9 protein-coding genes are annotated in these 10,223 nt (G+C 38.3%); 4 read left to right on the plus strand and 5 right to left on the minus strand.

What is annotated here, in order from left to right:
- Positions 1-126 precede the first annotated feature (126 nt).
- Together BFU02S_RS12335 and nadE are read left to right on the plus strand one after the other, a co-directional pair.
- Positions 127-1,209, plus strand: coding sequence for a serine hydrolase domain-containing protein (locus BFU02S_RS12335; RefSeq protein WP_066371058.1), 1,083 nt, complete (start codon positions 127-129; stop codon positions 1,207-1,209).
- Positions 1,210-1,261: 52 nt separating this feature from the next.
- Entirely contained in the window at positions 1,262-2,083 is an 822-nt protein-coding gene (nadE, locus tag BFU02S_RS12340) for an NAD(+) synthase (protein WP_066371060.1), read from the plus strand.
- A gap of 577 nt (positions 2,084-2,660) precedes the next feature.
- Here the strand turns inward: nadE and BFU02S_RS12350 are convergent.
- The 3 genes from BFU02S_RS12350 to BFU02S_RS12360 all read right to left on the minus strand — a co-directional run bounded on the left by BFU02S_RS12350 (position 2,661) and on the right by BFU02S_RS12360 (position 5,734).
- Positions 2,661-3,662: a DUF3231 family protein gene (locus BFU02S_RS12350; RefSeq protein ID WP_066371065.1), complete on the minus strand. Its 1,002-nt coding sequence runs from the start codon at positions 3,660-3,662 to the stop codon at positions 2,661-2,663.
- Between the two features lie 89 nt (positions 3,663-3,751).
- Positions 3,752-4,753, minus strand: a complete 1,002-nt coding sequence (locus BFU02S_RS12355; protein WP_066371067.1) for an AI-2E family transporter — start codon at positions 4,751-4,753, stop codon at positions 3,752-3,754.
- 111 nt (positions 4,754-4,864) lie between these two features.
- Positions 4,865-5,734 (minus strand): polysaccharide deacetylase family protein, encoded by an 870-nt coding sequence (locus BFU02S_RS12360; protein ID WP_066371070.1) that lies wholly within the window; start codon positions 5,732-5,734, stop codon positions 4,865-4,867.
- A gap of 462 nt (positions 5,735-6,196) precedes the next feature.
- Here BFU02S_RS12360 and BFU02S_RS12365 point away from each other — a divergent pair, with 462 nt between their 5' ends.
- Complete coding sequence (locus BFU02S_RS12365; RefSeq protein ID WP_066371075.1) at positions 6,197-6,862, plus strand: spore coat protein; 666 nt, start codon at positions 6,197-6,199, stop codon at positions 6,860-6,862.
- 60 nt (positions 6,863-6,922) lie between these two features.
- Here BFU02S_RS12365 and BFU02S_RS12370 read toward each other — a convergent pair whose 3' ends face one another.
- A complete protein-coding gene (locus tag BFU02S_RS12370; RefSeq protein WP_235842050.1) occupies positions 6,923-8,125 on the minus strand; it encodes an FtsW/RodA/SpoVE family cell cycle protein in 1,203 nt (400 codons plus the stop codon).
- Positions 8,126-8,327: 202 nt separating this feature from the next.
- Between BFU02S_RS12370 and BFU02S_RS12375 the strand changes: the two genes are divergently transcribed.
- Entirely contained in the window at positions 8,328-9,215 is an 888-nt protein-coding gene (locus BFU02S_RS12375) for a LysR family transcriptional regulator (RefSeq protein ID WP_066371071.1), read from the plus strand.
- A 27-nt stretch (positions 9,216-9,242) separates the two neighbouring features.
- On the opposite strand, the gene BFU02S_RS12380 is transcribed toward BFU02S_RS12375, so the two are convergent.
- Positions 9,243-10,079, minus strand: a complete 837-nt coding sequence (locus BFU02S_RS12380; RefSeq protein ID WP_066371073.1) for a sulfite exporter TauE/SafE family protein — start codon at positions 10,077-10,079, stop codon at positions 9,243-9,245.
- Between the last annotated feature and the right edge of the window lie 144 nt (positions 10,080-10,223).

A 10,223-nucleotide genomic window follows, 5' to 3' on the forward strand; every position in this document is an offset into this window, starting at 1 on the left:
ACACTACCCAATTATTACACCATATTTTTTGTTTCCCATCCAAACAATAAACAGCAAAATCCACAAATAATTAGAACTCTTTTTATCCATACTATTCATAGATAAAAATGGAAAGATGGGAATAACTTGTCTATAAAAGTCTTTTCAGCTTCACTAATGGCCATTACTTTAGCCATCGGCACGGCAGGCTGCCAAATCCAACATTCAGAAATAAAGCAAAATGTTTCAGCAGATTCGTTAAAAAGAGATCACTCGACAGTCCAGTCTAAGATCAGAGACTATTTGCAGGCCAATCACATTAACGGCAGTATTGCAGTGATCAAAAATGGAAACATTCTGTTTAATGATGGAATCGGGTTTGCCAATTTTAACAAGCGATCCTTAAATCAAGCGGATACGACCTTTCCGATTGCTTCCATTACAAAGTCAATCATGGCTGTTTGTATATTGCAGCTAGAGGAAAAGGGGACACTTTCACTTGATGATCCTGTTTCCCGTTATATTCCTGATTTTCCTAACGAAAAAAAAATTAAATTAGTCCATTTGTTAAATCACACCTCCGGGGTGAAAGCACCATTTATTTTGAAGCAGAATCCAAAGCCGGCAGAAATTATGAAGAAAATTACGGAAGATGAAATCAAATTCCCAGCAGGCACCAAGTGGGATTACAATGATATCAACTATACGATCCTCGGGTTTATTGTAGAAAAAGTAGCGAAAATGCCGCTACATGACTATATTCAACAAAATATTTTTGATAAGGCCAAGATGAACCATTCTGGCTTTATGACGATTAAAAATCCGGTATCCTATCATTCAGCCGGATATATCAGGTCTGGGAACCAGCTGCTTCCGGCAAAGCCATTAAATGTCTCCTTGTTGTTTGGCTGTGGTGATCTTTACTCCACAGCTATGGATGTATGTTTATTTGATCAAGCTTTAATGGCAGGAAAGTTGATATCCAAGCAAAGTATAAAGAAAATGCTGACACCCGGTCCTAAATCTTCCTATGGATTAGGAGTTTACAATAAAGGGGATCACTTTTACTCAAGGGGTGTCCTTAGCGGGTGGGAATCGGTTCATGCCTGTTATCAGGATCAAACCGTCATTGCCATCTTGCTAAATGTCCGTGATCGAAAGATAGACATTCATAAACTCGCAAACGCCCTTCACCAAATAGCGGCTGGCAGTTCGAATCCGGGCAAATAAAAGGAAATTATGGTAGATTACATATATAAAAATCACTTAGGGGGTACGAAAAATGAATGTACAACAGCAGATTATACAAGATTTACATGTGAAACCGTCGATTGATCCGAAGGAAGAGATTCGCAAGCGGATCGACTTTTTAAAAAATTATTTGCTGAAAACAAAGGCAAAAGGATTTGTACTGGGAATCAGCGGCGGACAAGACTCTACGCTTGCCGGGAGACTGGCACAGCTTGCCGTAGAAGAATTGCGCAAGGAAGGAACGGATGCTTTATTTATAGCAGTCCGCCTACCATATGGCGTGCAGCATGATGAAGAGGACGCAAAACGTTCACTGTCATTTATCCGGGCTGACCGCGAAGTGATTTTTAACATTAAAGCGGCAGTGGATGAGGTGCAAAACGAGTATAATGCCAGTGTCAAGGGGCAAGTCTTGAGTGATTATCAAAAAGGAAATGTAAAGGCGAGAATGAGAATGATTGCCCAGTATGCCATTGGCGGCATGGAAGGGCTCCTTGTGATTGGAACGGATCATGCTGCGGAAGCTGTAACTGGATTTTATACGAAGTATGGGGACGGCGGTGCCGATATTCTTCCATTATCAGGTTTAACGAAGCGTCAAGGAAAAGCATTATTGAAAGAATTGGGAGCAGACGAACGCCTTTATCTAAAGTTACCTACAGCCGACCTTCTCGACCAAAAGCCAGGACAAGCTGATGAAACAGAACTTGGAATTACATACGATGAACTAGATGACTATTTGGAAGGAAAGCCAGTTTCACCAGAAACTGCAGAAAAAATTGAAAAGCGTTACCTGGCTACGGAACATAAACGCCAAATGCCAGTTACAATGTTTGATGATTGGTGGAAATAAGAAAAGCGCGGGGCGCCTTGGTCAGCCTGCCTGCTTCTCCGGATAATCCTTCTTGTAGGCATGCGACGAGCTGAACATAAGCCTCTTCGAAGAAGCTATGGCGCAGGAGCAAGACATGCGACGAGCTGAACATAAACCTCCTCGAATAAGCTATGGCACAGGAGCACATAACGAGGGGCTAGGCCGCTTGCACTAGACAATTTTCGAAGTCAAAATTTATACTTTCTTATCTTTTAAGAAAATGCCCGGTTTCAGGCCGGGCATTTTCTTCTAACGGGTTTTCTTTAAAGGTGCACTACAGTAAATCGCAATTGTCCACTGAAATAAACGGAAAAATTCTGTTTAATTTGGGAAATGCTTATATTTCCCTCAAATTAAAGGAAGTTTTTCCGCTTATATTTTTCAAATTGTTGAATTTTGCCTTATTTACAGGTATTAATCGGAATATCTCCGCTTATATCTGCTTATTAAGCCTCAACATTTACATTAGACGGAATTTCTCCGCTTATTCCTTCGGCGATCAAGTTGTTTAACCGTTTTCTATTTTTTTACATTTTAAAAGAGAACCGAACCTTTTTTACTGTAATTTCTGCAATTTCCGTCGATCAGGAGCTTGCGGCGGCTTTTGCGCCCAGCCTCGTTCGACCAAAATTTTAAATCCTTTCGCACTGTAAAGTAAAATCTCGGCCATATATTTCTCATACTGAAGCACAAGGTCTGTTCTAAGCGACAAGGACAGTGCATGACCAAGTAATGTGATATCAATACTATTTAATGAATGAAAAAGCGTAACAACCAGCCGTTCAGAAAACGGCAAATCGGTCGCATCGGTTACCTCAACATTAAGCGGAATATTTCCTAAAAGTTCCTCCCGTTTCAATAAATCGGTAAATGTCCTAAGCTGCTTTTCTGAAATTTTCTTTCCTTCCTCGATAAATTGATGAATTTCTTTATCCTTTACGACTTGAAGCAAACCCATACACAATATGACAGAGAAATAATTCCGTTCCGTATTAAAAAAGATTTCTGTAATTTCAACCGCATTTAACGGGCGTTTTTTTCCAAATCCGCTTAAGTATGAATCTTTTTCAATATACTCCACTTCTTTCGGATAAGGGATGATTGGCGGCCTGTCATAGATGCCTTTGGAAAGCATTAAAGCCGTTGAGTTCTGATATAACGCAATATTGTTCTGAAGTATCGAAGCAAATAAATCCACTACGTCCTTTCGAGCTACATTAGAGAGTATAAAACTTGTATTGATCATGGACAAGCGGCTCATTGAATATACAAAAGTAACAGCAAACAGATCGTAAAACAATTTTGGTGCATTTAAATTAAGATCATTCTCTGAAAAACCTTCTGGTAAAGGAATTTCTTCATTGTTTAAAATCGTTGCGATTTGTTGAAGATGTCCTGTAGATAAATCGTAGGCACGCTGCAGGTGTGCTGTTGCCTCTTCATCTTCATTATAATGCAAAAAATAAGTAAGCAAGCAAACCGTCATGCTTTCTTGCAAATAGACACCCCATAAACTCCCGATTTCTGAACTGGATAACATAATGTTTCGCTCGGCCATGTTAAGTGCCTCCTAACATACGATAAGAATAGCTTTCCGTTTGCAGAGCCATTTTATTCAAATAAAAAAGCCCAGTTATGGGCTTTTTGTTAATCAGCTCTACTATTGGTCACTTCTAAAACATCGAGAATAAACACAAATACCGGAATTCCGACAATCAGCCCCCAAATCCCAAAAAAGTGCTCGGAAAAGATTAAAACAATGAATGTATAGAATACAGGCAAATTCGTTTTCGAACTCATTAAATTTGGATTCAGGATATATGTTTCGATTCCGTGGACAATGACAATGGCAATCACTACATAAATAACTGTCATAATACCGCCAATACTATAGCCAATTACAACAAGCGGGACTAGTGATATGATCACTCCAGCAACAGGAATGAGCCCCAAAAGGAAAATCATAATTGACAAGCCGCCTAACTGTGGGAAATGAAGAATCCATAAAGAAATCGTGGTTAATATACAGTTTACCAAGGCAATAATTAATTGTGCTTCAATCACCTTGCCAAATGTATCGGCAAATTTTCGGGCAAAAAATTCAATCTCCACATAAATGGATGAGATTTTGCTCGTCCGAAATTTCCTCGTAAAGTCAATCAAACGAGGTTTTTCTAACAGGAAAAACAGACTTAACAAAATCGCTAACAACAGCTGCAAACTAACATTGCTGATATCTTTAAAATACTTTAATAGGAAGGTAAAACCCTGTTCTAAATAATTGGAAATTTGAATTTTTTCAATTTTTTCCACAACATAATTCAACATGACATTATCTTGCTTCGCTGTATAAAAAGCAGTAAGCTGCTTGATTAATGCGGTAATTTCACTGACGATTATTGGCAGATACATGACCAGTGCATAGGAGAGCAGCCCGACAATACAGGCATAAGACACGACTACAATGAGTTTACGATTTAAAGGAATTTTTCTTTCGATAAATTGAACTAAACGATCCATTAAAAATGTAAAAATAAACGTCAGTAAAATCAGATTGATCATGTCCCTCATCAAATATAGAACAATCCCTACCAAAACAAAGATTAAAATTCTTTTGAACCCGGTACTTTGCAAAATTTTATTGATCATAAGCTACTTTCGATCCCCATTATTTATTCAAATGTTATTAGCATAATTATAAAAACACGGTATGCCTTTTAAACTAAAAGCAACCGGAAAAGACCGATTGCTTCCTTAAGTTTATTTATGATATGAAAAATGATAAGCCGGTATTGCCGCATCAAGAGGCGGGCATTGATAGCCCTGTTTTGCTAAATAATCCAGCAGCTGTGGCAAGTGGGCAAGTGTTGTTTTTTGTTCATGCATAAGAATGACAATCGGCCCATTGTGATTCGCCATTTTGGAAAGCTGGTCAATAACATTTGTGACATAACGGCCATCTTTATATTGCCAGTCCTTACTGTCAATATTCCAATCCCACATTAAAAATCCATGCTCATCGACAGCTTTACGATATTCCGGAGTCATATATGGAACACTGCCATACGGTGTTCTGATTAAGAATGTTTGAACACCTGTTACCTGTTGTAATGTCTTTTGATCCTGGGACATTTCGCCGACCACGGAATTGGCGGAAGCATAAAATTTGTGTACATCATGTGTAACACCATGCAGGCCAAGGCCCTCGCCATATTGAGCCATTAATTTGGCAGACTGCGGATATTTCTCAATATTAGGGGCAAGCATAAAAAAAGTTGCCTTAAAATGATACTTTTCTAATAAGTTAATAATATCGCCGGAAAAGGCCTCAGGTCCATCATCAAATGTTAAATAAACGACTTTTCCCCCGTTTGCAGGCTGACCCGCCGGTTGTCCGGGTTGATTTTGCGGCTGCTTTAGTAACATTTGTTGATCATGCTTTGTATCTTTTTTATCTTTTAAGACTGCGTCTTCTTTCTTTTCAGCAGCAAGTGCAACTTTTGGCTGGCCGGCTTTACCGCTAGCTGCTTTCCAGAAATGGTTCGTTACAAAAACAGCTGCAGTCAAACATACAACCACTACGGCAATAATCACCGTACCCTTGGTCCAACCCCGATTCATATTCCCCATCTTTTCATTCCCTCTTTATCTTTTTCTTCTTTCTAATATAGACGATATTCTAGGCAATGTGTTTCTATAAATTTTCAAAAAAACATTTTTCAACAAAGTTTAGTAGAACAAAATCGACTTACTACTAATCTTTCCTTAGTCTATAATAAAAAAATTAGAAGGTAAAGAAAAAAATGAATGAAATTCCAAATTAATGACAGGGAATTGGTGGAGTTAATTTATAGATGTTTTAATATGGTTCATAATGTCCGGAGCTCGGAGAAAAAATCAAATTTCGTTTGATCAAAATGTTTCATTACAGCCGAAGCTAGACAATTAAAACGCTTTATGACTCCTGTAGCAAGAGAATTTTTCTGATGGTTAAATTTCTAAGCAGTTTTATTATTCCCATGAATAACTCTTTTTTATTGATAAATAATAAATATGGCTGTGACCAAGATCAATAAGGAGGAGATGGTAATGATGCAAAATCAGCAAGGGCAGCAAATGCATCCAAATATGCATACAGGTGCAGTACCACAGCAATTAAATCACGGCGGTCACGAAGTATTTGACCTTCATGAAGTACTATCAGGTACGATTGGTACAATGAATCAATATCTTATGTTACGTCAGCATGTAAAAGATCCGGAATTACTGAATATCCTTGATCGCCAATATCAATTTATGCAGAATGAGTATAATACAACCGTGGAGTGTTTTCAATCAGGACAAGATCCTTCCCAGCCAACTCAAAGTTACAAAATGACCCAAGGCAATGATTTTGTCTATGGATTAAAACCTACCCAGCCGAAAAAACCTTGGCAGTCTTTGTCGGAAATTTCCGATGAATTCATTTCCAGCTGTATGCTGGCATCCTGCAAAGCCAGCGCATCCCATAAAACAATGGCTGCGCTTGAAACCACTAATCCGGTTGTACGCCGCGTGCTGGCTGACTCTGTATCAAACTGTATTGAAATGGCTTATGAGCTGTCCATTTATCAAAATAAAAAGCATTACTATCAAGTACCACAGCTATCTCAGCAAGATATGAACCAAATGCTGAATGCTTTTGCACCTGCCCAAGGCACTCCGCAAAACATGAATATGAACACGGGAATGAACCCGAATCCGAATATACAACATTAAAAAGGGTTACCAACCCAAAAGGGGAGCACACGCGTGCCCCCCTTCTTTTTTGGGAATGGATTATATGACTTCTTGATGAACTTTTTTATTTTTAAACATATATAATCCAAACGTTTTCCTTATCGATAAAATAATTCCCATTGAAATCATATTGGAAAACAGCGAGCTCCCTCCATATGTTAAAAAAGGAAGCGATATTCCTTTAACAGGCATTAGGCCGACAACCATCCCGATATTTTGGAAAATCTGCACGGCCATGCTAAAGGCAATACCTGTACATATATAAGCACCAAAGCCTGTCTCAGATTCATGACCTGTTCCAATAATCCTGTAAATTAGCATAAAGAATAAAATAATCACAAATGAAGCTCCGAAAAATCCAGTTTCCTCTGCCACTGTTGAAAAAATAAAATCTGTATATTTTTCAGGAACATAAACATTTCCTTTTAAGATTCCCTTCCCCAAAGTTCCACCGCTACCTACGGCCAAAAGCGACCTTTGAGTTTGATACGCTTCATTGCTATTCCCATCCGGATTTAACCATCCGATGATCCGCTGTTGCTGATGGGGGGAAAGCATTGGGATCAATTGTTTATAAATCACATCTGGCTGATAATAATAGAGATACACCAGCACTCCAATAATAACAAGGGGAATGATAACAAAAATGGCTACCATTCGTTTCTGGATTCCCGATAGATACAGCATACTGACAACCGCAACAAAATAAAGGAAAACCATACCAGTATCCGGCTGAATATATACGATGACCGAAGGAGGCAAAGTAACCAGCATAACCTTACCTATCAGCATCAAATCAGTCTTCATCGTTTTTACGGTATGAATACTGTTATGTTTCGTTATAAACTTTGCTACTAGAATGATTAAAGCAATCTTAAAATATTCCGATGGCTGTATGGACCCAAGCACTGGAATACTAAACCATCTTTTCGCTCCTAAAATGATAGGAGCAATGCTAGTGGGTGAATATTTCAGAACAATAATAGAGATAAAAGAAATAATATAAAGTGGCCATGCCAATCTTTCTAGTTGGTCTAAATCTAATTTAGCAATAAGGAATAAAATAACAAAGCCAATGATATAATTTATCCCCTGTTTTAGAGCAAAATTTTGTGATCCAAACCCGCCTATTTTCTGACTGCTATAAACAAATACTATACTAAAAATACAAAATGCCAATAAAATTAATAGGATAAACCCATCTAATCTATTAAGAAAATTTGATTGCGTTTTAGAATTCACTTTTTCACCACTCTTACTATATAATTTCATGGATAAAAATATTATATGACACTGATCGACAATAAACATTAAATGTTCATTAATTTATTAATAAAATTTTTATTAGATTTTTACATACAGAACGATTCCTTGAATTTTGTTTTTTATATGTTACCATCAAAGTATCCGTAAGATGGGCTGCGGAATGAAGGTGGGATCTATCATGAACATTGAAAGTTTAAAAATGTTTTGTCTGGTTGTTGAGAAAGGAAGCATTAGCGAGGCAGCCCGCCTAAGCTTCGTCTCACAGCCGGCTGTAACAAGACAAATTCGCCAATTAGAAGAACAGTACAAAGCTGTATTATTCGATCGAACGGCCGGCAAATTAACCCCTTCTAAAACAGGAAAAATACTTTATCCTTATGCCAAAGAAATAGTAACATACTTTAAGAGATCCGTCGAGGCGGTGCAGGAAGAAACAGCGAAACTGGAAGTCGTACTCCATGTCGGTGCCAGCTTAACGATTGGGGAATATTTATTGCCTGGTATACTCGGAGATTTCAGCAAACATTATCCTACTTTAAAACTCAACTTATCGATTGGAAATACCCCTCATATTTTATCGATGTTAGAAAATAATGACATCGACATTGCTTTTGTTGAAGGTTCTGTAGAAGAAGGAGAGTTGATTATCAAGAAATTTGCCGATGATGAGTTAATATTAGTCACATCATCCCAGCATCGCTGGAGAGAAAAAGGTCAAATCCAAATTGAGGAACTTCCAGAGGAAAAAATGATTTGGAGAGAGACTGATTCCGGAACACGGCAAATTATTGAAAATGAACTGGAAAAACACGATATTCTCGAAAAAATCAAAAGTACAATGGAACTGGGAAGTTACCAATCGATCAAAAGTGCGGTTGAAGCAGGTTTAGGTGTCAGCATTCTTCCGAAACTAACGGTCACAAAGGAATTAAAATACGGCATTTTGCATGAAATAAAAGTGGCAAATTTTAAAATATCCCGAAACCTATGGATGGTACAAAAAAATTACCGGTTTCAAAAAACCGGTTTGCATCAGTTTATTGATTTTATTAATCATCACTATTGAAAAACCACGAGATCAACTCGTGGTTTTCTAGTTAAAATACATCCGGAAACCAATCACGATTAACAGAATAGAAAGCAGTTGAATAACGACTTTACTTGGTATTTTTCGGGAGATCCATACACCCATTTGTGAGCCTAAAATGACGCCGATGCCTCCCCATAAAATTGCCGGCCAATCTATATTGCCATAAAAAATCTGGGAAATGACGCCTAAAGACGAATAGAGCGTAAGTGAAAAAATAGACGTTGCAGTCGCCAAATGAGTCGGTATTTTAAAAAAGTAAATAAGAATGGGTACAAGCATCCATCCCCCGCCAATTCCCAGATAACTGGATAAGATCCCCATTAGCAAACCAAGTGGAACCAAATAGATGATCCGAATCTGTGAATGTTCACTTGGGGATAATGCTGCAGCAATTTCGCCTCCAGAACTTTCTACCGCTTGAGCCCCTTCCCTGCTAATTTCGGGAGTGCTTTCCTTTTTCCGAAGCGTGATAGGCGAGTTGCTGGCAAACAAGAAAATCCCCAAGACAACCAGTAAAGTGGCAAATACCACAAAAAAGTAACTAGATGAATAGATTCGAAGCAGCCCGACTCCAAGTAAAGAGCCCGGAAGCGCACCAATAGCCAGGATGAGTCCAATCCGGTAATGAATTCGCTTCTGTTTCGCGTAACCGAATACTCCTGATAATGAGTTAATGAAAACAATGACAATACCTGTCCCTGCAGCCATGGCAGGGTTTATATGAAATAAAAGAATGAGAACCGGTACAAAGATAAATCCCCCGCCGGCGCCAACGATCGTACCGTATCCACCGGCGATCAAACCAACGAGAAAAATTAGTATAACAGTGGTAATATCCATTACCTTTCCCCCTCTTTCGATACTTCTAAACTACCAAAAAATAAGGGGATTGTATATTTGAATAATTTTATAGGCAATAAGTATTTGTAATACCTAACTAACCCCATTGGAATTAAGAAAAGCGCAAGCGCCTTGGTCATCCTG

This window comes from Neobacillus fumarioli NBRC 102428 (assembly GCF_001591485.1).
Taxonomy (GTDB): domain Bacteria; phylum Bacillota; class Bacilli; order Bacillales; family Cytobacillaceae; genus Neobacillus; species Neobacillus fumarioli.

Bases quoted from the DNA above. Each gene is read 5' to 3' on its own strand.
- nadE (WP_066371060.1), top strand. From the start codon at position 1,262: ATGAATGTACAACAGCAGATTATACAAGATTTACATGTGAAACCGTCG.
- BFU02S_RS12350 (WP_066371065.1), bottom strand. From the start codon at position 3,662: ATGGCCGAGCGAAACATTATGTTATCCAGTTCAGAAATCGGGAGTTTA.
- BFU02S_RS12355 (WP_066371067.1), bottom strand. From the start codon at position 4,753: ATGATCAATAAAATTTTGCAAAGTACCGGGTTCAAAAGAATTTTAATC.
- BFU02S_RS12360 (WP_066371070.1), bottom strand. From the start codon at position 5,734: ATGGGGAATATGAATCGGGGTTGGACCAAGGGTACGGTGATTATTGCC.
- BFU02S_RS12365 (WP_066371075.1), top strand. From the start codon at position 6,197: ATGCAAAATCAGCAAGGGCAGCAAATGCATCCAAATATGCATACAGGT.
- BFU02S_RS12375 (WP_066371071.1), top strand. From the start codon at position 8,328: ATGAACATTGAAAGTTTAAAAATGTTTTGTCTGGTTGTTGAGAAAGGA.
- BFU02S_RS12380 (WP_066371073.1), bottom strand. From the start codon at position 10,079: ATGGATATTACCACTGTTATACTAATTTTTCTCGTTGGTTTGATCGCC.